We start from the raw sequence: 25505 nt of genomic DNA on the forward strand, positions 1-25505 counted from the left end.
CCTTCAGCCAGCGGGTGACGGTGCCCTCGGTGACGCTCTCGCCGAGCGCCGGAAGGGTTACGGAAACCGACATGGTTTCAGTTGCTCCTTACAAAGTGTGAAGTGGTCGGTCGTCCCCGGGACTGGATCAGTCGTGGGAGTGGAGAGGCTTGCCGGCCAGGGCCAGGTGCGCCTCGCCCATCGCCTCGTTCTGCGTCGGGTGGGCGTGGATGAGCTGCGCGACCTCGGCCGGCAGCGCCTCCCAGTTGTAGATCAGCTGGGCTTCGCCGACCTGCTCGCCCATACGGTCACCGACCATGTGGACGCCGACCACGGCACCGTCCTTGACCTGGACGAGCTTGATCTCGCCCGCGGTCTTCAGGATCTTGCTCTTGCCGTTGCCCGCCAGGTTGTACTTGAGGGCGACGACCTTGTCCGCACCGTAGATCTCCTTGGCCTTGGCCTCGGTGATGCCGACGGAGGCGACCTCGGGGTGGCAGTACGTCACCTTCGGCACGCCGTCGTAGTCGACCGGCACGGTCTTGAGTCCGGCGAGCCGCTCCGCCACCAGGATGCCCTCGGCGAAGCCGACGTGGGCGAGCTGGAGGGTCGGGACCAGGTCGCCGACGGCCGAGATCGTCGGGACGTTGGTCTGCATGTACTCGTCGACCAGGACGTAGCCGCGGTCGAGCGCGACACCGGCCTCCTCGTAGCCCAGACCCTGCGAGACCGGGCCGCGGCCGATCGCGACCAGCAGCACCTCCGCCTCGAAGGTCTTGCCGTCCGCGAGGGTGACCTTCACGCCGTCCTGCGTGTACTCGGCCTTGTCGAAGAAGGTGCCGAGGTTGAACTTGATGCCGCGCTTGCGGAACGCGCGCTCAAGAAGCTTGGAGCTGTTCTCGTCCTCGACCGGGACCAGGTGCTTCAGACCCTCGACGATGGTGATGTCGCTGCCGAAGGACTTCCACGCCGAGGCGAACTCGACGCCGATGACGCCGCCGCCCAGGACGATCGCCGACTTCGGCACCCGGTCCAGCTTCAGCGCGTGGTCCGAGGAGATGATGCGGTTGCCGTCGATCTCCAGGCCCGGCAGCGACTTCGGTACGGAACCGGTCGCGAGCAGCACGTGGCGGCCCTGGATGCGCTGGCCGTTGACATCCACCGAGGTGGGCGACGAGAGCCGGCCCTCACCCTCGATGTAGTGCACCTTGCGCGAGGCGATGAGACCCTGCAGACCCTTGTACAGGCCCGAGATCACGTCGTCCTTGTACTTGTGGACGGCCTCCATGTCGATGCCCTCGAAGGTGGCCTTCACGCCGAACTGCTCGGCCTCGCGGGCCTGGTCGGCGATCTCGCCGGCGTGCAGCAGCGCCTTCGTGGGGATGCAGCCGTTGTGCAGGCAGGTGCCGCCGACCTTGCCCTTCTCGATCAGTGCGACGTCCAGGCCCAGCTGAGCTCCGCGCAGGGCCGCGGCGTAACCGCCACTGCCACCGCCGAGGATCACTAGGTCGAAAACGGTGCTGGCGTCGTTCGCCACGTCACGTCCTCCATGCATGTGCGCCGTACGCCGGGCCCCGTCGCTGGGGTGTGACCGGCCGGTCGGCTGGTGTTCGGCCGCTTGCGTTATTCGGCCCTGTGGTGGGGGCCCTGTCCTGCCGAGAACCCATCTTCGCACTTGTTGAGTCCGGACGGGACGCGGGCCCCTGCTCCGAGCCGGACGAAGATCCCGGCCGGATGGTTACCGATACGTACAGATTTCCGGAAATATGCCGGTGGGATCCCTCGTGAGGAACACCGACGGCCCCGGACGTATGCCCGGGGCCGTCTGCGCCGCAAGCGAACCTCGCGCGCGGGGTCCACGCGCGGACGCCGGCTCCGGACTCAGCCGAGGTCGCCGGCGGCGGTGCGCTCCGCCAGCCGCACCAGGGTGCGGACCGAGGATCCGGTGCCGCCCTTGGGCGTGTAGCCGTACGGCGCGCCCTCGTGGAAGGCGGGGCCCGCGATGTCCAGGTGCGCCCAGGCGATGCCCTCGCCGACGAACTCCTTCAGGAACAGGCCGGCCACCAGGCCGCCGCCCATCCGCTCGCCCATGTTGGCGATGTCGGCGGTCGGGGAGTCCATGCCCTTGCGCAGGTCGGCGGGGAGCGGCATCGGCCAGGAGGCCTCGCCGACCTCCTCGGCGATCTCGTGGATCGACGTACGGAAGGCGTCGTCGTTGGCCATCACACCGAAGGTGCGGTTGCCGAGCGCCAGCACCATCGCGCCGGTCAGGGTCGCCACGTCGACGATCGCGTCCGGCTTCTCCTCCGACGCGCGGGTCAGCGCGTCGGCGAGGACGAGCCGGCCCTCGGCGTCGGTGTTGAGGACCTCGACGGTCTTGCCGCTGTACATGTGCAGCACGTCACCCGGGCGGGTGGCGTTGCCCGACGGCATGTTCTCGGCGAGCGCCAGCCAGCCGGTGACGTTGACCTGGAGGCCGAGGCGGGAGGCCGCGACGACGGCGGCGAACACGGCGGCGGCGCCGCTCATGTCGCACTTCATCGTCTCGTTGTGGCCGGCCGGCTTCAGCGAGATGCCGCCCGAGTCGTAGGTGATGCCCTTGCCGACCAGGGCGAGCGTCTTCTCCGCCTTGGGGTGGGTGTAGGCCAGCTTGACCAGGCGCGGGCCGTGCGTGGAGCCCTGGCCGACGCCGAGCAGACCGCCGTAGCCGCCCTTGACGAGCGCCTTCTCGTCCAGGACCTGCACCTTGATGCCGTGCTCCTTGCCGGCGGCGGTGGCCACGGCGGCGAAGGACTCGGGGTACAGGTCGTTCGGCGGGGTGTTGATCAGGTCGCGGGCCCGGTTGATCTCCTCGGCGACCGCGACGGCGCGCTCGGCGGCGGCCTTGAAGGCCTTGTCCCGCGGCTTGGTGCCGAGCAGGGCGACCTCACCGAGCGGGAGCTTCGCCGGGCTCTTGGCGCCCTTGGGGGCGAGCTTGTCCTCGCCGCCCTGGTAGGCGGTGAAGGCGTACGCACCCAGCAGGGCGCCCTCCGCGACGGCTCCGGCGTCCTCGGCGGACTCCGTCGGCAGCGCGAAGCCGGCCTTCTTCGAGCCCTTCAGCGCACGCGCGGCGCTGCCCGCGGCCCGGCGCAGTGCCTCGGCGTCGTACGCCTCGTCCTTCGCCGGGACCTGACCCAGCCCGACCGCGATGACGACCGGGACCTTGAGGCCGGACGGGGCGGGGAGCTTGGTCACTTCGCCCTCGGCACCGGAGGCGCCCAGGGTCTCCAGGACGGCGGCGAGCTTCCCGTCGAACGCCTTGTCCACGGCCTCGGCGCCCGGCGCGACGACCAGGCCGGACTTGGCCCCTGTGCCCTTGGCGACACCGACGACGAGTGCGTCGGCGCGCAGCGTCGCCGCACCTGAGGTGCTGAGAGTGAGAGCAGTCACGGTGGTGAAATCTCGCTTCCGTTGAGTTGTGTACCGGTCTGTGCTGGTCGAGGGGTGGCCGACCGTGCCCGGCGCATCGTATGACGCCCCCGCAATGTGCCGGGAACGAGCCTACGCGCGCCCCCGCTCCCGGCTCACGGGGGCGGGGCCGTCCGGGGCGGGGGAGCGGACCGGAGGTGTCCCGTCAGCCCAGGGACAGTGCCAGCAGCGCCGCCGTCGCGGCCGTCTCCTCCAGCGCGCCGAACACATCGCCGGTCACCCCGCCGAAGCGCCGCACGCAGTGACGCAGCATCACCTGGGCCGCACCGGGACCGGCCAGGGCGGCGAGGGCGTGCTGGAGGGCGCCTCCGTACCCGCCGACCAGCGCGCCGGCCGCCGCGCAGCACACGAGGACCGCACCGGCCACGGCCGCGGCACCCAGCGGCGGGACGGTGCCCGCCACCGCCGCACCGAGCCCCTCAGGCCGGGCGGGCGGCACGCCCCGGCGCGAGGCCAGCGTGAGTGCGAGGCGGGCGATGACGGCGGCGGCGACCGTGCCCAGCGCGCCGTCCGCCCAGCCCCGCCCGTACAGCTCGAAGAGCGCCGCGACCTGGGCCAGCAGCACGAACAGCAGGGTGATCACACCGAACGGGCCGATGTCCGACTGCTTCATGATCCGCAGCGCGTCCTCGGCCGGCTTGGCGCTGCCGAGCCCGTCGGCGGTGTCCGCGAGCCCGTCCAGATGCAGCCCCCGGGTCAGCGCGGCGGGGAGCGCGGCCGAGGCGACCGCCGCGACCAGGGGCCCCGCCCCGCCCCAGAGGAGCAGCACCCCGGGGACGGCCGCGAGCAGCCCCACGGCGAGCCCGGCGAGCGGGGCGCACAGCATGCCGGCACGGGCGGTGGCGCGGTCCCAGCGGGAGACGCGGACGGGGAGCGCGGTCAGGGTGCCGAAGGCGAATCGCGGGCCGTGGCTGTTCAGGGAGGTCACCGCGCGCAGGCTAGCCGGTGCGGCGGCACACCAGATCGGGCAGAGTGGCCCAAAATGCCGCAGAGGCGGGTCTCAGGGTGGAGGTGGAATGGGTCACTGGTTCCAGCAGAACATCGTCGAGCCGGGCAAACTCCCGCTGCTGCTCGCCCTGAGCGCGTTCGTGCTGACCTTCGCGATCACCCGGGTGATCACCCGGATGATCAGGGCCGGGAAGGGACCGTTCCGCAACTTCACGCCCGGCGGGGTGCACGTCCACCACGTCGTGCCCGGGGTCGTGCTCTCGGTGGTCGGGGGCTTCGGCGCGGTCGCGAGCGGTCAACGGGGCGCGGCCGCCGGGGTCTTCGCGGTCGTCTTCGCGGTGGGCGCCGGCCTGGTCCTCGACGAGTTCGCCCTCATCCTGCACCTCGACGACGTGTACTGGACCGAGGAGGGCCGCCAGAGCGTGGAGATGGTCGTCCTCACCGCCTCGCTCGTCCTGCTCGTGCTCGCCGGGTTCTCGCCGCTCGGTGTGAACGAACTGAGCGATGATCAGCAGCAGAACCGGCTGGGCGTCGTGCTGACCTACGTCGTCAACTTCGGCTTCGTGCTGATCGCCCTGTTCAAGGGCAAGGCCCGGATGGCGGTGATCGGCACCCTCATCCCGGTCATCGCGCTGATCGCCGCGCTCCGGCTGGCCCGGCCCGCCTCCCCGTGGGCGAAGCGCTTCTACCGCCGGCGCCACCGGGCCCGCGCCCGCGCGGTGCTGAGGGCGTATCACCACGATGTGCGCTGGGCCGGCCCGCGCCGCCGGTTCCAGGACCTGATCGGCGGGGCCCCGGACAGGACCGCGCTGCCGGGCCCCCGCCCCGGTGGCGGAACCTGAGGCCCCGCCACCGGCCGGCCGCGAGGGGCGGCGCAGGGCTCAGGCGTTCGTGTCCGCGGCCGCCGTGTCCTCGGACGGCTTCGCTTCGTCCCCGGCCTCCGCCTCGGCTTCCGTTTCCGCTCCGGTTCCCGCTTCCTCCGGGGCGCGCTCGGGCAGCTCCGCCGCCAGCGCCGCCGCGGCCTGCACCAGCGGCAGCGCCAGCAGCGCCCCGCTTCCCTCGCCCACCGTCACCCCGTGGTCCAGCAGCGGGGTCAGCGCCATCCGGTCCAGCGCCTTCAGCTGGGCCGGCTCCCCGCTGAGCTGTCCCGCCAGCCACCAGTCCGGGGCCCGGAAGGCCGCCCGCTGGGCCACCAGCGCACAGGCCGCCGAGACCACCCCGTCCAGCACCACGGGCATCCGGCGCACCGCGCTCTGCAGCAGGAATCCCGTCATGGCCGCCAGATCCGCGCCGCCCACGGCCGCCAGCAGCTCCAGCTGGTCACCGAGGACGGGCCGGGCCCGCCGCAGCGCGTCCCGGATCGCGGCGCACTTGCGCATCCAGGCCAGGTCGTCGATGCCCGCACCGCCGCGCCCGGTCACCACCGAGGCGTCCGTACCGCAGAGGGCGGCGATCAGCGTCGAGGCCGCCGTCGTACCGCCGACACTCAGGTCACCCAGCACCACCAGGTCCGTGCCGGAGTCGGCCTCCTCGTCGGCGATGCGCATCCCGAGCCGTACGGCCTGCTCGGCCTCCTCGGCCGTCAACGCGTCCTCCACGTCGATCCGGCCGCTGCCGCGCCGCACCCGGTCGCGTACGACGGCCTCCGGCAGCAGCTCCGGATCGCAGTCCAGGCCGGCGTCCACGATCCGTACGGGCACGGAGAAGCGCCGGGCCAGCACGGCCACGGGGCTCGCGCCGTCCAGCACCGCGCGGACCAGCTCGTGGGCGGTGCCCGCGGCCCGGCCGGAGACCTCAAGCTCGGCCACCCCGTGATCCCCGGCGAACAGCACGACGCGTGGCCGCTCGACCGCCTTGACGGGCACCGACTGCTGGGCGGCCGACAGCCATTCCCCCAGCTCGTCGAGGCGGCCGAGGGCGCCGACGGGAACAGCGAGCCGCTCCCGGCGTTCCTCGGCATCGCGCCGTACGCCCCCGTCGGGGCGCTCGATCAGGTCGGAGAAGTCGTCCAGATTCACGGGGGTCTGCCTCGCGGGGTCGTCACAGGGTGGGCGGGAACCCGCCGGGGGGCTCCTGGGCGGAACAGTACCCGGCACCCGCTCCCGCACCCCTGGCGCGCACCCGCCCCGCTCAGCCCCGCAGCACCAGGGCCCGCCCCGCCACCACCAGCAGCACCTGCTCGCACTCGGCCGCGAACGCGGCGTTCAGCCGGCCCAGTTCGTCGCGGAAGCGACGCCCGGACGCCGTCGCCGGGACGACGCCGGAGCCGGCCTCGTTGGTCACGGCGACGACCGTACGCCGGGTCCCGCGCACCGCGCGGACCAGCTCGGCGACCCGTCCGCGCAGCTTCTCCTCGCCGCCGTCGGCCCACCGGTCGTCGTCCCAGGCGCCGACCCGGTCCATCGCGTCCGTCAGCCACAGCGACAGACAGTCGATCAGCAGCGGCGGGCCGTCCTGCTCCAGCAGACCCACCAGCTCGCAGGTCTCCTCGGTGCGCCACGCGGCGGGCCGGCGCTCCCGGTGCAGCCCGATCCGGGCCTCCCACTCCGCGTCCCCCTGGCGCCGGCCGCCCGTCGCGACGTACACCACCTCGGGGAAGGTCTCCAGGCGCTGTTCGGCCTCCACCGACTTCCCGGACCTGGCCCCGCCGGTGACCAGCGTGCGCCGGGGCACCTCGGGGGTGGCGTGGTACGCGCCCACCGGGAGCGTCGTCCCGTCCGGCACGGCCCGCGCCCCGCCGGCCGCCAGCCGGCGGTCCAACTCCGCGCCGGGCGGCGCGTCGTGGTCCAGATGGACGGCGATCACCTCGGTGGTGGGCGCGACGGCCCCGGCCGCCCGCAGCCGGGCCACGGCGTCCGGCCGCCCGGTCACGTCGCACACGACCATGTCGTACGGCTCCGCCACCGGGTCGGCCAGACCGGCGGGGGAGGCCCCGGGCGGCAGATAGAGCAGCCGCTCGCCCTCCGGCGCCGTCACCTCGTAACCGGTGCCCGGGGCGTCCATCGCCAGGGCCCGGATCCGGTGCCCGCTGATCAGCGTCAGCTCCTGGCCGTCCGGGACCCGCCCCGCCGGCGGGAGCGAGGCGGGCAGCTCCACGGCGGGCCCGTCATGAGGGTGGGTCAGCAGCACCTGCCGTACCCCGGAGAGCGAGTGACCCGCGCGGGCGGCGGCGAACACGGCGCCCGGGGTGAGGTCCAGCAGCAGTGCGTCGTCCACGAGCAGCGCGGTCGCGGCACGAGCGCCGGTACCGCGGGAGGACGCGCAGACGGCGCAGGGGCAGTCGGGCCGCGGCAGCCCGTCGGGGGCTCCGGTGCCGAGCAGTGTCAGTTCCACGTGCCGATCCTCCCGTGTCCGTGAACCACCTGCGCGCCCGGGACACCCACTAGTCTTCGGGGAGCAACGTGACCCAGGAGGCGGACATGGCGTGGACGTGGCGGTTCGAGAAGTCCGACGGTACGGAGACGGAGCCGGCGCTGCAGCCGGAGGAGTTCACCACTCAGGGCGACGCGGAGTCCTGGATCGGTGAGTTCTGGAAGGAGCTCCTCGAAGGCGGCGCGGACCAGGTGACGCTCTTCGAGGACGGGACGAAGATCTACGGCCCGATGAGCCTCCAGGCCGGCTGAGGCCCGCGGGCCCGCCCGGACCCCGGTGTCCGGGCGGGCCCGCGCGATACGCCCCTTCACCCGGCCGGTCCTCAGATCTCGCCCAGGGTGACCTCGGCCGTCCTGGTCGAGTCCCCCCGTGTGTACCTCACCTCGACCTTCTGGCCCGGCTTCTCACCGGCCAGGGCCTCCGAGAGCGAGGTGATCGTCGTGACGCGGGCGTCGCCGAGCCGGGTGATGACGTCCCCGACGCGCAGACCGGCCTTCTTCGCGGCCCCGTCGCCCTCGACGCTGACGATCGCGACCCCGGCGGGCCGGTAGTCGTCGTCGACGACGGTGCGGCCCGTGATGTCCAGGGCCGCCCGCCCCGAGTCGGTGACCTTGCCCGACTCGATGATCTGGTCGGCGACCGTCCGCACCATCGACACGGGGATCGCGAACCCGATCCCGGGAGCGGCGCTGCCGCCCTGCTCCGAGTCGGTCGCCGCGAGGGTCGGGATGCCGATGACCTCGCTGTCGAGGTTCACCAGGGCGCCGCCGCTGTTGCCCGGGTTGATGGCCGCCGACGTCTGCACCATGTCGGCGAGCGTCGCCCCGGTGCCGCCGCCCGAGCTGCCCTCGCTGACGGTCCGCCCGACGGCCGAGACGATGCCCTGGGTGACGCTGCTGGACAGGCCGAGCGGTGAGCCCATCGCCAGGACGATCTGCCCGACCTCGACCTTCTCGGTGTCGCCGAACTTCGCGGCCCGCAGCCCGTCGGGGATGTCGTCGAGCTTGACGACGGCCAGGTCCTGTTCCGGATAGGAGGAGACCAGGGACGCCTTGAGAACCTTCTCGCCGGTGGCGACGCTGACGTCGAAGGTCTTCTCGCTGCCCACGACGTGGGCGTTCGTGACGATGTGGCCCTTGTCGTCGTAGACGATGCCCGAGCCCAGCGCGTCGCCGGCGCCGATCTGCACGACGGAGGGCAGCACGTCCCTGATGACGCTCTGGTACTGGTCCTCCAGGTCACCCGCGGACCGGGTCACCGCCGCCTGCTGGGCCGGTGCGGCGGACGGGGCGGGACCCGGCCCCGCGCAGCCGCCCGCCAGGGCGATCACGGCGGCGCCGGCGGCCAGGGGCGTGAGCGAGCGGCGTACCCGGCTGCGGGAAGGGGTTGCGTCCATGCCCGGAGTATCGCCAGGGCCCGGCACCCACGGCCTGCGCTGCTGGGCCGATCAGGCGTACGACGGCCTCAGGTGTACGACGGCCTCAGATGTACGACGCCGGGTCGGCCAGGCGTGCGGAGGCGTCCGGCGCGGGGCGGGACGAGGCGTGCGCAGGCGTCCGGCGCGCGCCGACACCGGGCGGAGCCGTCAGCCGCGTACGCCGCACAGGTGCAGCAGCGCCGCCACCCCGCGGTACGGATCGGTCCGCCCCGCGCGGTCCTCGGCCGCGAAGACCCGGGCCAGCTCCTCGGGGCCGGGCAGCTCCGCCTCGTTGCTCACGTTGTCCGTGAAGACCCGCACGCCGTACCAGGCGTGCAGCGGGGCGGCGATCCCCGCGAGGGTGGCCCGCAGCACCTCGAGCCGGTCGGCCCGGACGTCGAGACCGAGCCGGTTCGTGTACGTGTCCGTGTCGAACGCCGCGAGCGCCGCACCGAAGTCGCCGGCCGTCCCCGGGCGCATCGCCAGCGCGTCCGCGTTCCGCACGAGCAGGGAGAGCAGCCCGCCCGGTGCCAGCATCCGGGCCAGGCCGGCCAGCATCGGATCGGGCTCGGGGACGTACATCAGCACGCCGTGGCAGAGCACCACGTCGAAGCTGCCCGGCAGGAAGTGAACCCCGGTGTCACGGCCGTCGCCCTCGATGAGCCGCACCCGCTCCCGGATGCCCTCGGGCTCGCCCGCCAGGGACTCCCGGGCCGACTTCAGCATCTCGCCGTCGGACTCCAGGCCCGTCACGGAGTGCCCGGCCCGCGCCAGGCGCAGCGCCTGCGTGCCCTGGCCCATGCCGACGTCGAGCACCCGCAGCCGCTGCCCCACGGGGTAGCGGGCGGCTATCTGCTCGTCGAGCTGCCGGGCCACGAGCTCCTGGCGGACCGTGTTGCGCAGTCCGCCGAGCCCGCCCAGCCACTGGGTGGACACCCCCGTGAAGCCGGAGGTCTCCGTGCTCAGGGCCGCTCTCCGCGCTTGACCTGGGGCTTGGGCAGGCGCAGCCGGCGCATCTGGAGCGTACGCATCAGGCCGTAGGCCACCGCGCCGCGCTTCGGGGTGTCCGGGAAGCGCTGGGCCAGCTGCTTCTTCAGACGGAACCCGAGGCCGATGGAGTCGACGACGATCAGCACGATCACGCCGAGCCAGAGCAGCAGCGAGATGTTCTGGATGTTCTGCACCTGGATCACGCTGAGGATCAGGATGATCACTGCGAGCGGCAGGAAGTACTCCGCGATGCAGAAGCGCGAGTCCACGAAGTCACGGACGAAGCGGCGCACGGGCCCCTTGTCACGCACCGGCAGATAGCGCTCGTCACCGGACGCGAGAGCCTCCCGCTGCCGGGCCATGTCGGCCCGGCGTGCTTCACGCTGGCGCTTCGCGGCCTCCTTGCGGTCGGTCGGCGCACCGCTGGAGGCACGTCGGCGCTGCGTCTGGGCATCGCTGCGCTTGGGGGTGGGGCGACCCTTCGGAGCCTGGGGGTCGCGGGGCTGCTTGGAGAGGTCCGCCGTCACCTTGCCGGTGGGGGCCTTCTCTTCCTTGGAACGGCTACGGAACACAAAACCCAAGGGTACGGGGTCGGCCGCGACTCCCGGGGACCGGGCGGGAACGATCCGGCAACGGCCTGCGTCCTGAAAAGTGTCCCGACAGGGGCAGAACGGACGTTGCCGACGTCATCCCTGATGGTCGTCTACTCCCTGGGCGGGAGTGGTCTTCGGCGGCAGTCGTCCTTGCGGAGGAGCACATCCGTGCTCGAACAGTGCGGTAATGGAGACAGGGCCCGTACTGTGGGTTCTGTTGGAGTGCTGGAGCTCAGTCCGTCAGAAGGGGGCGCGCGAAGCCCATGAGCGGTGTCATGAAGCGTATGGGAATGATCTTCCGCGCGAAGGCAAACAAGGCCCTTGACCGGGCCGAGGATCCGCGCGAGACCCTCGATTACTCGTATCAGAAGCAGCTCGAACTGCTTCAGAAGGTGCGCCGCGGTGTCGCCGATGTGGCGACGTCGCGCAAGCGGCTGGAGCTGCAGCTGAACCAGCTGCAGGGCCAGTCGTCCAAGCTGGAGGACCAGGGCCGCAAGGCGCTCGCGCTCGGCCGCGAGGACCTGGCCCGTGAGGCGCTGTCCAGGCGCGCCGCCCTCCAGCAGCAGGTCACGGACCTGGAGACGCAGCACCAGACGCTGCAGGGTGAGGAGGAGAAGCTCACTCTCGCGGCCCAGCGTCTGCAGGCCAAGGTCGACGCCTTCCGGACGAAGAAGGAGACCATCAAGGCCACCTACACCGCCGCCCAGGCCCAGACCCGGATCGGTGAGGCCTTCTCCGGCATCTCCGAGGAGATGGGCGACGTCGGCCTGGCGATCCAGCGGGCCGAGGACAAGACGCAGCAGCTCCAGGCACGTGCGGGAGCCATCGACGAGCTGCTGGCCTCCGGTGCCCTCGACGACCCGTCCGGCACGGCGAAGGACGACATCGCCGCCGAGCTGGACCGGATCTCCGGTGGTACGGATGTAGAACTGGAACTGCAGCGCATGAAGGCCGAGCTGGCCGGCGGTTCCGCCGGGCAGCAGCAGGCCATCGAGGGCGGCGCCGGGGACGCGGCACCGCAGGCGCAGCAGTCCCCGCACAAGTTCGACAAGCAGTGAGGGCGGCGTCATGATCGTACGGATCATGGGGGAGGGCCAGGTCGTACTGGCCGACAGTCATGTCGCCGAGCTGAACAAGCTCGACGACGTACTCCTCGCGGAGATGGAGAGCGGTGACGGACCCGGCTTCCGCACCACGCTCCACGCTCTTCTGGACAAGGTGCGCGAGCTCGGCTCGCCGCTCCCCGACGACTCCCTGGAGCCGTCCGAACTGATCCTTCCGGCACCCGACGCCACCCTCGAAGAGGTGCGCTCCATGCTCCGCGACGACGGGCTGATCCCCGGCTGACCGGGGCTGCCCGCTCCGCACTCCCACGCTGCCCCGCCCGGTCCGTCCGGCGCGGGGCAGCGTGCTGTGGCCACTGCCCCCGCACCGTCCGGGCCGGCCGTCCGGACCCCGCCGCCGGGCGCACGCCGTACCGTGGTGCGACGTGACCACCCTCGGAACCGGGCTCGTGCGCGCCCGCCGCTGGCTGCGCGGCCATCCCCTCGCCTTCGACGGTGGCCTCGCCGCGGCCGTGCTCGCCTGCATGATCTGCGCGTCGTTCGCCGAGCCGAACCCGGGACACGGGCCGGTCTTCGGAGCCCGGACGCCCGGAGCGGCCAGCGTGCTGCTGATGCTGCTCGGCGCCGCGGCGCTCGTCCTGCGCCGGCGGCGGCCCAGGACGGTGCTCGCGGTGACCGGACTGCTGTCCGCCGTCGAGTTCCTCCTGATGGATCCGCCCGCGCCCGTGGTGATGAGCGTGGTCATCGCCCTGTTCACCGTCGCGGCCAGCACCGACCGCCCCACCACCTGGCGGGTGGGCCTGCTGACCATGGTGGTGCTCACCGTGGCCGCGATGGTCGTCGGCGCGACGCCCTGGTACAGCCAGGAGAACCTCGGCGTCCTCGCCTGGACCGGCCTGGCCGGTGCCGCCGGCGACGCCGTACGCAGCAGGCGCGCGTTCATCGACGCGATCAGGGAGCGGGCCGAACGCGCCGAACGCACCCGCGAGGAGGAGGCCCGCCGCCGGGTCGCCGAGGAGCGGCTGCGGATCGCCCGGGACCTGCACGACGTCGTCGCCCACCACATCGCCCTGGTCAACGTCCAGGCCGGCGTCGCGGCCCACGTCATGGACAAGCGGCCCGACCAGGCGAAGGAGGCGCTCGCCCACGTACGGGAAGCCAGCCGTTCCGCCCTGAACGAGCTGCGCACCACGGTCGGGCTGCTCCGTCAGACCGGCGACCCGGAGGCCCCCACGGAACCCGCCCCGGGCCTCGCCGTCCTCGACACCCTGGTCGGCACCTTCCGCAACGCCGGGCTCCCCGTCGAGGTCGCCTGCACCGACCCGGACAGCCCGCTGCCCGCGGCGGTCGACCTCGCGGCCTACCGGATCATCCAGGAGGCGCTGACCAACGTACGCAAGCACGCGGGCGCCGGCGCGAAGGCCGAGGTGAGCGTCGTACGGGTCGGGGGCACCGCCGAGATCACCGTGCTCGACAACGGCAGGGGGGCGGGCCCGGTCCCCGCACCGGCCGACGGCGGACGGCACGGGCTCCTCGGCATGCGCGAGCGCGTCACCGCGCTGGGCGGGACCCTCACGGCCGGGCCCCGTTACGGAGGCGGGTTCCGGGTGCATGCGATCCTGCCCGTCACGTCCCGCACGCACGAACCGGACAGGCCGGGCACGGCGGGGATCACGGGGGGATGCGCATGACGCCCATCAAGGTGCTGCTCGCCGACGACCAGGCACTGCTGCGCAGCGCCTTCCGGGTGCTGGTCGACTCCGAACCCGACATGCAGGTCGTCGGTGAGGCCGCCGACGGCGCGGAAGCCGTCGCGCTGGCCCGTTCGACCCGCGCCGACGTCGTGCTGATGGACATCCGGATGCCGGGCACCGACGGTCTGGCGGCCACCCGGATGATCAGCGCGGACCCGGACCTCGCGGGCGTACGGATCGTCATGCTGACCACCTTCGAGGTGGACGAGTACGTGGTGCGGTCCCTGCGCGCCGGCGCGTCCGGCTTCCTGGGCAAGGGCGCGGAGCCGGACGAGCTGCTCAACGCGATCCGGGTCGCGGCGGCCGGTGAGGCGCTGCTCTCCCCGGTCGCGACCAAGGGCCTCATCGCCAGCTTCCTGGCCCAGGGCGGCAGCGCGGGGGAGGACCCGGGCGGCACGGAGTACGCCGAGCGCCTCGCCGCGCTCACCGGGCGGGAGCGCGAGGTGCTCGTCCAGGTCGCGGGCGGGCACTCCAACGACCAGATCGCCGAAAGGCTCGTCGTCAGCCCGCTCACCGTGAAGACCCATGTCAACCGGGCCATGGCGAAGCTGGGGGCGCGCGACAGGGCGCAATTGGTCGTCATTGCCTACGAATCGGGTCTGGTCCGCCCCAGGGTGGAGTGACGGGTGGAGGCCGCGCTACTCCAGCTGCGGTATGCGCGGGCCGAGAAAGCAACCCGGGGGCCGACGTTTTCGCGCGGGGAACCGGCGATCGTATAGACGGGCGGGCTGTGTCCCCGCTGTGTCCGCCGGAGCGGGCACGGCCCCAGCCGCCCACCTGCCGCGTACGCCACAGAAGAGAGACCCACCCATGTCCTGGCTGTCCAGATTCAGCCTCGCGCAGAGGGCCCTGATCGGGCTGATCTCGATCGTCGCGCTCGTTTTCGGAGCGATCGCGATCCCGCAGCTCAAGCAGCAGCTGCTGCCCACCATCGAACTGCCGATGGTGTCGGTGCTGGCGCCCTACCAGGGTGCGTCCCCCGATGTGGTCGAGAAGCAGGTCGTCGAGCCCCTCGAGAACGCCATCAAGGCCGTCGACGGCGTCGAGGGCATCACCTCGACCGCCAGCGAGGGCAACGCCGTCATCATGGCGACCTTCGACTTCGGTGACGAGGGCACCAAGCAGCTCGTCGCCGACATCCAGCAGGCGGTCAACCGCGCCCGCATCCAGCTTCCCGACGACGTGGACCCGCAGGTCGTCGCCGGTTCCACCGACGACATCCCGACCGTCGTCCTCGCCGTCACCTCGGACAAGGACCAGCAGGCGCTCGCCGACCAGCTGGACCGCACGGTCGTCCCGGCACTGGAGGACATCGACGGCGTCGGCCAGGTCGCCGTCGACGGGGTCCAGGACCTCCAGGTCTCCGTCGTCCCCGACGACAGGAAGCTCGCCGCGGCGGGCATGAACGCCGGCTCCCTCTCCCAGGCCCTCCAGGCCGGCGGCGCCACCGTCCCGGCCGGCTCCTTCTCCGAGGCGGGCAAGAGCCGCACCATCCAGGTGGGCGGCTCCTTCACCTCGCTGAAGCAGATCGAGGACCTCAAGGTCTCCGCGTCGGACCCGGCGACGGGCAAGGCCGGGAAGCCGGTCCGCGTCGGTGACGTCGCGACGGTGAAGCAGGAGCCCGCCACCGCGGTCTCCCTGACCCGTACGAACGGCAAGCCGAGCCTCGCCGTCATGGCGACGATGGACAAGGACGGCAGCGCCGTCGGCATCTCGGACGCGGTCCAGGACAAGCTCCCGGACCTGCGCAAGGACCTCGGCGCGGGCGCCGAGCTGACCGTCGTCTCCGACCAGGGGCCCGCCGTCTCCAAGGCGATCTCCGGTCTGACCACCGAGGGCGCGCTCGGCCTGCTCTTCGCGGTCGTCGTGATCCTGGTCTTCCTCGCGTCGATCCGCTCGACGCTGGTCACCGCGGTCTCCATCCCGCTCTCCGTGGTCCTCGCGCTGATCGTGCTCTGGACCCGCGACCTGTCGCTGAACATGCTGACGCTCGGCGCGCTCACCATCGCGATCGGCCGCGTCGTCGACGACTCGATCGTGGTCCTGGAGAACATCAAGCGGCACCTCGGCTACGGCGAGGAGCGCCGGTCGGCGATCATCACCGCGGTCAAGGAGGTGGCCGGAGCGGTCACCTCCTCCACGCTCACCACCGTCGCGGTCTTCCTGCCGATCGGTCTGGTCGGAGGCATGGTCGGCCAGCTCTTCGGTTCGTTCTCCCTCACCGTCACGGCGGCCCTGCTGGCCTCACTGCTGGTCTCGCTGACCGTGGTCCCGGTCCTCTCGTTCTGGTTCCTGCGGGCCCCCAAGGGCACCGCCGCCGACCCGGACGAGGCGCGCCGCGAGGCCGAGGAGAAGGAGGCGGCCAGCCGGCTCCAGCGGATCTACGTCCCGGTGCTGCGCTTCGCCACCCGGCGCCGCGTCACCAGCATCGTCATCGCCTTCGCGGTCCTGTTCGGCACCTTCGGCATGGCCCCCCTCCTGAAGACGAACTTCTTCGACCAGGGCGAGCAGGAAGTCCTCTCCATCAAGCAGGAGCTGACCCCCGGCACCAGCCTGGAGTCGGCCGACGAGGCCGCGCGGAAGGTCGAGAAGGTCCTCGCCGCCGACAAGGGCGTCGAGGACTACCAGGTCACCGTCGGCTCCTCCGGCTTCATGGCGGCCTTCGGCGGCGGTACGGGCGCCAACCAGGCCTCGTACCAGGTCACCCTCAAGGACTCGGCGGACTTCGACGCCACCCAGGACCGCATCGACGAGGCCCTGGGCAAGCTCGACGGCATCGGCGACACCACGATCGCCGCGGGCGACGGCTTCGGCAGCCAGGACCTCAGCGTCGTGGTCAAGGCCGCCGACGCGGACGTGCTGAAGAAGGCCTCCGAAGCCGTCCGGGGAGAGGTCGCGAAGCTGAAGGACGTCACCGACGTCCAGAGCGACCTGGCGCAGAGCGTCCCGCGCATCTCGGTGAAGGCCAACGACAAGGCGGCCGACGCGGGGTTCAACCAGACCACGCTCGGAGCGGCCGTCGCGGGTGCGGTGCGGGGCACCCCGTCCGGCAAGGCGATCATGGACGACACCGAGCGTGACGTCGTCGTGAAGTCGTCCCGCCCGGCCACCACGATGGCCGAGCTGAAGGCCCTCAAGCTCGGACCGGTCGAGCTCGGCGAGATCGCCGACGTCGAGCTGGTCCCCGGCCCGGTCTCGATGACCCGGATCGACGGCCAGCGCGCCGCGACCATCACCGCCAAGCCGACCGGTGACAACACGGGCGCGGTCAGCACCTCGCTCCAGACGAAGATCGACGCCCTGGACCTCCCGGAGGGCGCCACCGCGACCATCGGCGGTGTCTCCGCGGACCAGAACGACGCCTTCATGAAGCTGGGCCTGGCCATGCTGGCGGCCATCGCGATCGTCTTCATGCTGCTGGTGGCCACCTTCCGGTCGCTCGTCCAGCCGCTGATCCTGCTGGTCTCCATCCCCTTCGCGGCGACCGGCGCCATCGGCCTCCTGGTCGTCACCGGCACCCCGATGGGCGTCCCGGCGATGATCGGCATGCTGATGCTGATCGGCATCGTGGTGACCAACGCGATCGTGCTGATCGACCTGATCAACCAGTACAGGTCGCAGGGCATGGGCGTCGTCGAGGCGGTCGTCGAGGGCGGCCGCCACCGTCTGCGCCCGATCCTGATGACGGCACTGGCGACGATCTTCGCCCTGCTCCCGATGGCGCTCGGCGTCACGGGTGAAGGCGGCTTCATCTCCCAGCCGCTGGCGGTCGTGGTGATCGGCGGTCTGATCACCTCCACGCTGCTGACCCTGCTCCTGGTGCCGACGCTCTACGCGATGGTCGAACTCCGCAAGGAGCGCCGCGCGAAGAAGAAGGCGGCCAGGCGCGAGGCGAAGTCCGGCACGGCGGCCCCCGGGACGGCGGAGGAGACCGCCTCCGAGGAGCCTGAGCCCGCGAAGGCCTGACCCCGCCGCCCGAGTGACACAGGAAGGCCCCCGACGCCGCACAACGGCATCGGGGGCCTTTCCCGCACCCTCAGGTCCTTCGGGGGCCCTACGGCAGCGCCAGCATCCGCTCCAGCGCGAGCTTGGCGAACTTCTCCGTCTCGGGGTCGACCTGGATCCGGTTGACCAGGTTCCCCTCGGCCAGCGACTCCAGCGTCCACACCAGGTGCGGCAGGTCGATCCGGTTCATGGTCGAGCAGAAGCAGACCGTCTTGTCGAGGAAGACGATCTCCTTGTCCTCGGCGGCGAAACGGTTCGCCAGCCGGCGCACCAGATTCAGCTCCGTGCCGATCGCCCACTTGGAGCCGGCCGGGGCCGCCTCCAGGGCCTTGATGATGTACTCCGTCGAGCCGACGTGGTCCGCGGCCGCCACGACCTCGTGCTTGCACTCCGGGTGCACCAGCACGTTGACCCCGGGGATCCGCGCCCGTACGTCCTCGACCGACTCGACCGAGAAGCGGCCGTGGACCGAGCAGTGCCCGCGCCACAGGATCATCTTCGCGTCACGCAGCTGCTCGGTGGTGAGGCCGCCGTTCGGCTTGTGCGGGTTGTAGAGGACGCAGTCCTCCAGGGTCATCCCCATGTCCCGTACGGCCGTGTTCCGGCCCAGGTGCTGGTCCGGCAGGAAGAGCACCTTCTCCCCCTGCTCGAACGCCCACTCCAGCGCCCGCTTCGCGTTGGACGAGGTGCAGATCGTGCCGCCGTGCCGGCCGGTGAAGGCCTTGATGTCGGCGGAGGAGTTCATGTACGAGACCGGCACGACCTGGTCGGCCACGCCCGCCTCCGTCAGCACGTCCCAGCACTCGGCGACCTGCTCCGCGGTGGCCATGTCGGCCATCGAGCAGCCCGCGGCCAGGTCCGGCAGGACGACCTTCTGGTCGTCACCCGTCAGGATGTCCGCCGACTCGGCCATGAAGTGCACACCGCAGAAGACGATGTACTCGGCCCCGGGGCGCGCCGCCGCGTCCCGGGCCAGCTTGAACGAGTCGCCGGTGACGTCCGCGAACTGGATGACCTCGTCGCGCTGGTAGTGGTGCCCGAGCACGAAGACCTTGTCCCCGAGCTTCTCCTTGGCGGCGCGCGCCCGCTCCACCAGGTCCGGGTCGGACGGGGAGGGCAGGTCGCCGGGGCATTCGACCCCGCGCTCGCTCCGCGGGTCGGCCTCGCGGCCGAGCAGCAGAAGGGCGAGGGGCGTGGGCTGGACATCCAGGGGCTGGGCGGTGGTCACGACACGCACCCTTTCTTTTCTGCGGAACGCCTTTTCGTCTAATTGACGTTATCTATCATAACCGCTTCGTGTCAGCTTGACGATGTCCATAGCGTCGATGTGACGCATCCCCCCGCGCATGCGGTGTGCGAGCATGAAGGGAACAGACACGCGCCTGGCCCGGAATGAATCCGCGGCCCCGATGGTTGGACCGTCGGCAAGCAGTCCGTACAACCCGGGAGAGAAGCAGATGTCCGTATCGGACGAGACCACCACCGTGAGCGACGGCATCCTCCTGTCCGACGCCGCCGCAGACAAGGTCAGGACCCTGCTCGAGCAGGAGGGCCGTGACGACCTCGCTCTGCGCGTCGCCGTGCAGCCCGGAGGCTGCTCGGGCCTGCGGTACCAGCTCTTCTTCGACGAGCGCTCGCTCGACGGGGACGTCGTGAAGGACTTCGGCGGCGTCAAGGTCGTCACGGACCGGATGAGCGCCCCGTACCTGGGCGGCGCCTCCGTCGACTTCGTGGACACCATCGAGAAGCAGGGCTTCACGATCGACAACCCGAACGCCACGGGCTCCTGCGCCTGCGGTGACTCCTTCAGCTGAACCCTGAGTCGTACGACAGCGGCGGCGCTCCCGGAATCCGGGAACGCCGCCGCTGTCGTTGTGCGGGCGGATCTCAGCCGCGCGGCACCGGCTCGCCCGTCCCCGCGTCGACCACCTTCCGGCCGTCCAGCGGCTCGTCCAGCGTCACCGTCCGGGTCAGCTCCTTGGCGATCATGATGCAGGCCTTCCCGGGATCCGGCTTCGACTCGGTGACCGTGATCCGCACCGTCGAGCCGTCCTCCGTGGCACGGGCCGCGTAGGTGCTGCACACGCCGCCCCAGAACGTGACCTCCAGGGTCCGGCCGTCCGCGCTGTAGGAGAGGGGGCGCGGGCCCTTGCCCTGCGGGTCCTTGGTGGGCTCCGGGGCCGGCGAGGTGTTCTCCGGTGCCAGATGGTCCGGGTCCACCGCGACCTGGACGACCGTGCTGCCCGGGCCGCCCTCGGTGGGCTCCACGGAGAAGAGCCACGAGGGTACGAGGATCTGCTCACCGTCCGCGTACTGCGCCGCGAGCCCGAACCGTGCCCCGTCGACCGTCATCGTGGTGGCCGGCGGGGTCCTGCCGCAGTCGCCCTTCGGTGCGCTCGGGTCTCCCTCCAGCGGCTCCGGGGTCGCGCAGTCGCCGGCGCCGGACCTCGCGGCCCGCCGGCTCTCCGCGTTCAGCTGCTTCAGCGCGTCGTCCGCGCCGGTCACCGGATAGCTGTCGCCCTTCTCCAGGCCCTTCAGATGCCCGCTGCCGCCGACGATCTCGCCCCCGGCGCCCACCTGGATCCCGGTCGACCACCCGTAGGTCGGCAGCCCGCCCACCACGGGGTCGGCGTTGACCACCCGTACGGAACCCATGAGCTGATCCGCGTCGAGCGCGGCACCGTCCTGCCCCACGGCCTTCAGCACCGGCGCCGCCGCGGCCTCGGCGGCCTTCTCGCTCACGGGGGAGCCGGACGCGGGGGTCCGGTCCTGCTTCGCGCAGGTCTTGGGCGATTCGCACGCGTCGGAGCCCCCGGCGGCGTACCGGGCGAACGTCCAGGTCCCGGGCGCCTGCTTGGTCACCCTCAGGAACGGGCCGGAGCCGTCGCCATCGCTGCCCACCTTCCAGGCCGTGCCGTCGGCGCGCGGTGTCCCCGCCAGTCCGAGGGCCTTCGCGAGGCGTGCCACCTCGGCCGAGGTGACCGTGCCCGTCGCGCGGTGGACGGGGGCCTCGTCCGGGCCGTCGGGCAGCTCGCCCGAGGCGCGGTAGACGGTCCCGCCGCCATGCGGGTCGGGCTCACCCGGCGCGATGCCCGGGGGAGCCGACGGGCTGTCCGCACGGTCCAGCGCCAGCAGCGGAGGGGTGCTGTCCCCGGCCGCCGCCCGGCCCGCGTCCGTACCGCCGTCGCCCGACGCGGTGGAGGCCCAGTACGCGGCCCCGCCCCCGGTCAGCAGCACGGCCGCCGCCACCGAGGCCACGGCGAGCGGCGACCGCCGCCGCCGGGGGCCGGTCACGTCATTCTCGGGTCGCTCGGTGCTCACCGGATCGCTCCTTCGGCTGCCTGGCCGTCACTGGCGCATCATCCGTCCCCGGGCCGGGGACACCGGTGGGACGGGCCAGGGGAGCGGGCGGTTCCCCCGTACGCGTGGGGGAGCGGCTCCGAGCCTTCGGGGCGGCCCCGCTCAGTCCCCGTAGTCGGACATGGAGTCGACCAGGCGGGCCGAGGACGGCGGCACCCTCACCCCGTGGATGCGGGAGGGCTCCACCGGCTTCGCGGCGGTCTTCGCGGGTACGGCCCAGTGCGGCGCCATCCGCGCGCAGTCACCGCGCAGCTCGGCCAGGCTCATCTCGGACTCACGCGGAACGGACTCACGCGGAACGATCGTGTTCGACATGTACGCACCGTATGCACGGGAGAGCCCAGGTAGAAAGACCTACTATCGGGTAGTTTTGCCCCTTCAGGCATGGTGGTGCCACCGGGTAGCGTGAACTGTCACGCCGTCCCGGAGGGCGCGCTCACGCGTTCCCTTCGCCTTCCGCAGGAGCAGCCTCCCCGTGCGCATCGCAGTCACCGGCTCCATCGCCACAGACCACCTCATGACCTTCCCCGGCCGATTCGCCGACCAGCTGGTCGCGGATCAGCTGCACACGGTCTCGCTCTCCTTCCTCGTCGACAACCTCGACGTGCGCCGCGGCGGGGTCGGGGCCAACATCGCCTTCGGCATGGGCGTGCTCGGCACGCAGCCGATCCTCGTGGGTGCCGTCGGCGCCGACTTCGACGACTACCGCGCCTGGCTCGACCGGCACGGCGTCGACACCGGCTCCGTCCGGGTCTCCGAGGTGCTGCACACGGCGCGCTTCGTCTGCACGACCGACGCCGACCACAACCAGATCGGCTCCTTCTACACGGGCGCCATGAGCGAGGCCCGGCTGATCGAGCTCAAGAGCGTCGCCGACCGCGTCGGCGGGCTCGACCTCGTCTCGATCGGCGCCGACGACCCCGAGGCGATGCTCCGCCACACCGAGGAGTGCCGCTCGCGGGGCATCCCGTTCGCCGCGGACTTCTCGCAGCAGATCGCCCGCATGGACGGAGAGGAGATCCGCATCCTCCTCGACGGAGCGACGTACCTCTTCTCCAACGAGTACGAGAAGGGGCTCATCGAGGCCAAGACCGGCTGGAGCGACGAGGAGATCCTCTCCAAGGTCGGCCACCGCGTCACCACCCTCGGCGCCCGCGGCGTCCGCATCGAGCGGGCCGGCGAGGACCCCGTCGAGGTCGGCTGCGCCGAGGAGGAGCGCAAGGCGGACCCCACCGGCGTCGGCGACGCCTTCCGGGCCGGCTTCCTCTCCGGCCTCGCCTGGGGCGTGAGCCTGGAGCGTGCCGCCCAGGTCGGCTGCATGCTCGCGACCCTGGTCATCGAGACCGTCGGCACCCAGGAGTACACCCTGCGCCGCACCCACTTCATGGACCGCTTCACCAAGGCCTACGGGGACGAGGCGGCCTCCGAGGTCCGTAAGCACCTCTCCTAGCCGACCGGGCGCACGCGCCACGGGCTCACAGGAGTCGGCGGACCACATAGGCCGAACCGCGGTCCGCCGGCTCCTCGCCCACGTACTCCTGTTCGCGCATCGTGCACCAGGCCGGAATGTCCAGGCGGGCGGCCTCGTCGTCGGAGAGCACCGTCACCGTGCCGCCCACGGGTACCTCTCCGATCACCTTTGCGAGTTCGATCACAGGGATCGGGCATCGCCTGCCCAGCGCGTCGACCACCAGCGAGGCCCGCGGCTCCGCGGAGGGGGCCGGCGAGGCCGGCGCACCGAGCCTCTCCCGCACCTCGGCGACCACCCCCGGCAGGACGTCGAGGAAGCGGCCGACCTCCTCCTCCGTCGTCCGGGCCGGAAGTGACACGCGGATGTTCCCCTCCGTGAGGACCCCCATCGCCTTCAGGACATGGCTCGGCGTCAGGGTGCTGCTCGTGCAGGACGATCCGGACGAAACGGAGAAACCGGCCCGGTCCAGCTCATGGAGCACGGTCTCCCCGTCGACATAGAGACAGGAGAAGGTGACCAGATGCGGCAGCCGCCGCACCGGATCGCCGACCACCTCCACATCGGGCACCAGCTCCGGTACCGCCGTCCGGATCCGGTTCACCAGGGCCCGCAGCCGCTCTGCCTCCGCCTCGGCCTCCGCGCGCACCGCCCGCAGCGAGGCCGCGGCCGCCACGATCGCCGGGATGTTCTCGAAACCGGCGGCCCGCCCCGACTCCCGCTCGTCCACGGGCCCTTGGGGCGCGAACCGTACGCCCTTGCGCACGGCCAGCAGCCCGACCCCGGCCGGCCCGCCCCACTTGTGGGCGCTGGCGGTCAGCAGAGACCAGCGGCCGGGCACGGGCCCCCAGCCCAGCGACTGCGCGGCGTCCACCAGCAGCGGCACGCCCGCCTCGGCGCAGATCCCGGCGGTCTCCACCACCGGCTGCTCCGTCCCCACCTCGTGGTTGGCGGACTGGAGGCAGGCCAGCGCCGTGTCCGTACGAAGGGCCCGGTCGTACGCCGAGGGGTCCACCGCCCCGGTCCGGTCCACCGGCACCTCGGTGAACGACCCCCCGGCCGCTTCGAGGGCCGCGGCGGAGTGGAACACCGAGGAGTGCTCGACGGCGGAGAGCACCAGATGGCTGCCGACACGCCGACGCCCGGACAGCACGCCGGCGATCCCCGAGTGCACCGCGCGCGTGCCGGACGAGGTGAAGACGAGCTCGTCGGGACGGCAGCCGACGGCCTCGGCCGCCGTCTCCCTGGCCGCGTCCAGCAGCAGCGCGGCCCGCCGCCCCTCGCGGTAGAGACGGGCGGGATCGGCCCAGCCCTCGTCCAGGGAGGCTTGCAGCGCCTGGCGGGCGACGGGATGCAGGGGGGCGGAGGAAGCCGCGTCGAAGTAGGGCACGCCGTCACGCTAGCCCGCGGCGCCGCGCGAGGGGGCGGCCGGCCGTGGCCGCGGTGGGGAGAGGGGGCGTCAGATGGCGGCCGGAGGCTCGCATTCCATCCCTTCGGGGTGTCGTGCGGCGCGTTGGGCACCCTCCCCGCGCGGCCCCAAATAGCGTCCAGTAGGGTTTGGTCCGCATAAACATCCAAACCCCTGCCCGCGTCAGGGCCGGCGACCGACCAAGTGAGACGGCCGCGCCGACCGTGCGGGCGAGACTCTCGGGAAGGCGCTACGTGAGTCCCAACGGCTCCGACCGCTCGTCGCGGCGCCCGATGCGGCGGAAGCTGCCGCAGGTGCTGACTGCGGGCCTGGTCCTGGCGACGGCCTCCGGTTGTTCATACAACTGGGAGGATTTCCCCCGCCTCGGAATGCCCACCCCGGTAACGGAAGAGGCCCCTCGGATCCTCTCCCTCTGGCAGGGCTCGTGGGCGGCAGCGCTCGCCACGGGCGTCCTTGTCTGGGGGCTGATCATCTGGAGCGTCATCTTCCACCGGCGAAGCAGGACCAAGGTGGAGGTACCTCAGCAGACCAGGTACAACATGCCTATCGAGGCGCTGTACACAGTGGTCCCCCTCATCATCGTCTCGGTGTTCTTCTACTTCACCGCGCGCGATGAGTCGAAGCTCCTCGAGCTCAGCCCGAAGCCGGCCCACACGATCAACGTGGTCGGCTACCAGTGGAGCTGGGGCTTCAACTACATCGAGAACGTGGAGGGCGAGCCCTCCACCGGCAACGAGGTCCCCAAGGAGCTCGACGCCATCCCCGACAAGTTCCGGAAGGACTTCCCCGCGAACGCCAACGGCGTCTACGACGTGGGCATCCCCGGTACGCGTAACCCGCAGAACGGCAACCCGGGTCCGACCCTGTGGCTGCCGAAGGGCGAGAAGGTCCGTTTCATCCTGACTTCGCGTGACGTCATCCACTCCTTCTGGGTGGTGCCGTTCCTCATGAAGCAGGACGTCATTCCGGGCCACACCAACTCCTTCGAGGTCACGCCGAAGAAGGAGGGCACCTACATGGGTAAGTGCGCCGAGCTCTGCGGCGTCGACCACTCCCGGATGCTCTTCAACGTCAAGATCGTCTCTCCCGAGCGTTACCAGCAGCACCTCAAGGAGCTGGCGGAGAAGGGTCAGACGGGCTACGTGCCGGCAGGCATCGAGCAGACGGACCCGGCCAGGAATGCGGAGACGAACAAACTGTGAGCATCCTCAACGAATCCCAGGGTGCCGCGGCAGCAGATGACTCGTTCGAGGACGAGCTGCCGGTGCGGCGCAAGCAGCCGGGGAGTGTCGTCGTCAAGTGGCTGACCACCACCGACCACAAGACGATCGGCACGATGTACCTGGTCACATCGTTCGCCTTCTTCTGCATCGGTGGCCTCCTGGCGCTCTTCATGCGCGCCGAGCTGGCCCGTCCGGGTACGCAGATCATGTCGAACGAGCAGTTCAACCAGGCGTTCACGATGCACGGCACGATCATGCTGCTGATGTTCGCGACGCCGCTGTTCGCCGGGTTCGCGAACTGGATCATGCCGCTGCAGATCGGCGCGCCCGACGTGGCGTTCCCGCGGCTGAACATGTTCGCGTACTGGCTGTACCTCTTCGGCTCGCTGATCGCGGTGGCCGGCTTCCTCACCCCGCAGGGTGCGGCCGACTTCG

The 25505-nt window shown here is 71.7% G+C and carries 23 protein-coding genes; 11 read left to right on the plus strand and 12 right to left on the minus strand.

Going from position 1 to position 25505, the window contains the following annotated elements; translation table 11 throughout:
- Nucleotides 1-127: 127 nt before the first annotated feature.
- The 3 genes from lpdA to JKV81_RS30280 form a co-directional block, all read right to left on the minus strand.
- Nucleotides 128-1516, minus strand: a complete 1389-nt coding sequence (gene lpdA / locus JKV81_RS30270; RefSeq protein ID WP_164493707.1) for a dihydrolipoyl dehydrogenase — start codon at nucleotides 1514-1516, stop codon at nucleotides 128-130.
- A gap of 344 nt (nucleotides 1517-1860) precedes the next feature.
- Entirely contained in the window at nucleotides 1861-3408 is a 1548-nt protein-coding gene (locus tag JKV81_RS30275) for a leucyl aminopeptidase (RefSeq protein WP_129262318.1), read from the minus strand.
- A gap of 184 nt (nucleotides 3409-3592) precedes the next feature.
- Nucleotides 3593-4375 (minus strand): adenosylcobinamide-GDP ribazoletransferase, encoded by a 783-nt coding sequence (locus JKV81_RS30280; protein WP_202078863.1) that lies wholly within the window; start codon nucleotides 4373-4375, stop codon nucleotides 3593-3595.
- Nucleotides 4376-4463: 88 nt separating this feature from the next.
- Here JKV81_RS30280 and JKV81_RS30285 point away from each other — a divergent pair, with 88 nt between their 5' ends.
- Entirely contained in the window at nucleotides 4464-5237 is a 774-nt protein-coding gene (locus JKV81_RS30285) for a hypothetical protein (protein ID WP_129262314.1), read from the plus strand.
- A 39-nt stretch (nucleotides 5238-5276) separates the two neighbouring features.
- On the opposite strand, the gene cobT is transcribed toward JKV81_RS30285, so the two are convergent.
- Nucleotides 5277-6413 carry a nicotinate-nucleotide--dimethylbenzimidazole phosphoribosyltransferase gene (cobT, locus tag JKV81_RS30290; protein WP_129262312.1) on the minus strand — a complete coding sequence of 379 codons (1137 nt, stop codon included), beginning with the start codon at nucleotides 6411-6413 and terminating at the stop codon, nucleotides 5277-5279.
- 112 nt (nucleotides 6414-6525) lie between these two features.
- Entirely contained in the window at nucleotides 6526-7728 is a 1203-nt protein-coding gene (locus tag JKV81_RS30295) for a bifunctional adenosylcobinamide kinase/adenosylcobinamide-phosphate guanylyltransferase (RefSeq protein ID WP_202078866.1), read from the minus strand.
- Nucleotides 7729-7814: 86 nt separating this feature from the next.
- On the opposite strand from JKV81_RS30295, the gene JKV81_RS30300 reads away from it, so the two are divergent.
- Nucleotides 7815-8018 (plus strand): hypothetical protein, encoded by a 204-nt coding sequence (locus tag JKV81_RS30300; protein ID WP_129262308.1) that lies wholly within the window; start codon nucleotides 7815-7817, stop codon nucleotides 8016-8018.
- Nucleotides 8019-8089: 71 nt separating this feature from the next.
- Here the strand turns inward: JKV81_RS30300 and JKV81_RS30305 are convergent, their stop codons facing one another.
- From JKV81_RS30305 to JKV81_RS30315, 3 genes are all read right to left on the minus strand, one after another.
- Entirely contained in the window at nucleotides 8090-9163 is a 1074-nt protein-coding gene (locus JKV81_RS30305) for a S1C family serine protease (protein WP_129262306.1), read from the minus strand.
- A gap of 189 nt (nucleotides 9164-9352) precedes the next feature.
- The gene (locus JKV81_RS30310; protein WP_202078879.1) at nucleotides 9353-10087 is read right to left on the minus strand and encodes a class I SAM-dependent methyltransferase; all 735 of its coding nucleotides are present in this window, start codon (nucleotides 10085-10087) and stop codon (nucleotides 9353-9355) included.
- A 59-nt stretch (nucleotides 10088-10146) separates the two neighbouring features.
- The gene (locus JKV81_RS30315) at nucleotides 10147-10746 is read right to left on the minus strand and encodes a DUF3043 domain-containing protein (protein ID WP_124276868.1); all 600 of its coding nucleotides are present in this window, start codon (nucleotides 10744-10746) and stop codon (nucleotides 10147-10149) included.
- A 296-nt stretch (nucleotides 10747-11042) separates the two neighbouring features.
- Here JKV81_RS30315 and JKV81_RS30320 point away from each other — a divergent pair, with 296 nt between their 5' ends.
- From JKV81_RS30320 to JKV81_RS30340, 5 genes are all read left to right on the plus strand, one after another.
- Complete coding sequence (locus tag JKV81_RS30320) at nucleotides 11043-11825, plus strand: PspA/IM30 family protein (protein WP_129262304.1); 783 nt, start codon at nucleotides 11043-11045, stop codon at nucleotides 11823-11825.
- Nucleotides 11826-11835: 10 nt separating this feature from the next.
- Complete coding sequence (pspAA, locus tag JKV81_RS30325) at nucleotides 11836-12114, plus strand: PspA-associated protein PspAA (RefSeq protein ID WP_129262302.1); 279 nt, start codon at nucleotides 11836-11838, stop codon at nucleotides 12112-12114.
- Nucleotides 12115-12256: 142 nt separating this feature from the next.
- Nucleotides 12257-13522 carry a sensor histidine kinase gene (locus tag JKV81_RS30330; RefSeq protein ID WP_129262300.1) on the plus strand — a complete coding sequence of 422 codons (1266 nt, stop codon included), beginning with the start codon at nucleotides 12257-12259 and terminating at the stop codon, nucleotides 13520-13522.
- Entirely contained in the window at nucleotides 13519-14208 is a 690-nt protein-coding gene (locus JKV81_RS30335) for a response regulator (protein ID WP_202078868.1), read from the plus strand. The genes JKV81_RS30330 and JKV81_RS30335 overlap by 4 nt, the downstream gene beginning before the upstream one ends.
- Before the next feature lie 187 nt (nucleotides 14209-14395).
- Nucleotides 14396-17551, plus strand: coding sequence for an efflux RND transporter permease subunit (locus JKV81_RS30340; RefSeq protein ID WP_202078869.1), 3156 nt, complete (start codon nucleotides 14396-14398; stop codon nucleotides 17549-17551).
- Nucleotides 17552-17639: 88 nt separating this feature from the next.
- Here the strand turns inward: JKV81_RS30340 and nadA are convergent, their stop codons facing one another.
- Nucleotides 17640-18827 (minus strand): quinolinate synthase NadA, encoded by a 1188-nt coding sequence (gene nadA / locus JKV81_RS30345; RefSeq protein ID WP_202078871.1) that lies wholly within the window; start codon nucleotides 18825-18827, stop codon nucleotides 17640-17642.
- Between the two features lie 220 nt (nucleotides 18828-19047).
- On the opposite strand from nadA, the gene JKV81_RS30350 reads away from it, so the two are divergent.
- Nucleotides 19048-19404: a HesB/IscA family protein gene (locus JKV81_RS30350; RefSeq protein WP_056784314.1), complete on the plus strand. Its 357-nt coding sequence runs from the start codon at nucleotides 19048-19050 to the stop codon at nucleotides 19402-19404.
- Between the two features lie 73 nt (nucleotides 19405-19477).
- Here the strand turns inward: JKV81_RS30350 and JKV81_RS30355 are convergent, their stop codons facing one another.
- The gene (locus JKV81_RS30355; RefSeq protein WP_202078872.1) at nucleotides 19478-20911 is read right to left on the minus strand and encodes a hypothetical protein; all 1434 of its coding nucleotides are present in this window, start codon (nucleotides 20909-20911) and stop codon (nucleotides 19478-19480) included.
- A gap of 141 nt (nucleotides 20912-21052) precedes the next feature.
- Nucleotides 21053-21265, minus strand: coding sequence for a hypothetical protein (locus tag JKV81_RS30360; RefSeq protein ID WP_202078874.1), 213 nt, complete (start codon nucleotides 21263-21265; stop codon nucleotides 21053-21055).
- A gap of 160 nt (nucleotides 21266-21425) precedes the next feature.
- Here JKV81_RS30360 and JKV81_RS30365 point away from each other — a divergent pair, with 160 nt between their 5' ends.
- A complete protein-coding gene (locus tag JKV81_RS30365; protein WP_202078875.1) occupies nucleotides 21426-22400 on the plus strand; it encodes a carbohydrate kinase family protein in 975 nt (324 codons plus the stop codon).
- Between the two features lie 25 nt (nucleotides 22401-22425).
- On the opposite strand, the gene JKV81_RS30370 is transcribed toward JKV81_RS30365, so the two are convergent.
- Nucleotides 22426-23808, minus strand: a complete 1383-nt coding sequence (locus tag JKV81_RS30370; RefSeq protein ID WP_129262288.1) for a cysteine desulfurase/sulfurtransferase TusA family protein — start codon at nucleotides 23806-23808, stop codon at nucleotides 22426-22428.
- A 272-nt stretch (nucleotides 23809-24080) separates the two neighbouring features.
- Between JKV81_RS30370 and ctaC the strand changes: the two genes are divergently transcribed.
- Both ctaC and JKV81_RS30380 read left to right on the plus strand, forming a co-directional pair.
- On the plus strand, nucleotides 24081-25049 hold the full coding sequence (gene ctaC / locus JKV81_RS30375; RefSeq protein WP_099176301.1) for an aa3-type cytochrome oxidase subunit II: 969 nt from the start codon (nucleotides 24081-24083) through the stop codon (nucleotides 25047-25049).
- Nucleotides 25046-25505: cbb3-type cytochrome c oxidase subunit I (locus JKV81_RS30380; protein WP_202078877.1), on the plus strand; the 460-nt coding region annotated here is incomplete at its 3' end. The genes ctaC and JKV81_RS30380, both read left to right, overlap by 4 nt.

Origin of the sequence: Streptomyces silvae, from assembly GCF_016745505.1 — a bacterium.
GTDB classification, from domain to species: domain Bacteria; phylum Actinomycetota; class Actinomycetes; order Streptomycetales; family Streptomycetaceae; genus Streptomyces; species Streptomyces silvae.

Excerpts from the sequence above, each read along its gene's own strand:
- JKV81_RS30285 (WP_129262314.1), top strand. The coding sequence starts at position 4,464 with ATGGGTCACTGGTTCCAGCAGAACATCGTCGAGCCGGGCAAACTCCCG.
- JKV81_RS30300 (WP_129262308.1), top strand. The coding sequence starts at position 7,815 with ATGGCGTGGACGTGGCGGTTCGAGAAGTCCGACGGTACGGAGACGGAG.
- JKV81_RS30305 (WP_129262306.1), bottom strand. The coding sequence starts at position 9,163 with ATGGACGCAACCCCTTCCCGCAGCCGGGTACGCCGCTCGCTCACGCCC.
- JKV81_RS30320 (WP_129262304.1), top strand. The coding sequence starts at position 11,043 with ATGAAGCGTATGGGAATGATCTTCCGCGCGAAGGCAAACAAGGCCCTT.
- pspAA (WP_129262302.1), top strand. The coding sequence starts at position 11,836 with ATGATCGTACGGATCATGGGGGAGGGCCAGGTCGTACTGGCCGACAGT.
- JKV81_RS30335 (WP_202078868.1), top strand. The coding sequence starts at position 13,519 with ATGACGCCCATCAAGGTGCTGCTCGCCGACGACCAGGCACTGCTGCGC.
- JKV81_RS30340 (WP_202078869.1), top strand. The coding sequence starts at position 14,396 with ATGTCCTGGCTGTCCAGATTCAGCCTCGCGCAGAGGGCCCTGATCGGG.
- JKV81_RS30350 (WP_056784314.1), top strand. The coding sequence starts at position 19,048 with ATGTCCGTATCGGACGAGACCACCACCGTGAGCGACGGCATCCTCCTG.
- JKV81_RS30360 (WP_202078874.1), bottom strand. The coding sequence starts at position 21,265 with ATGTCGAACACGATCGTTCCGCGTGAGTCCGTTCCGCGTGAGTCCGAG.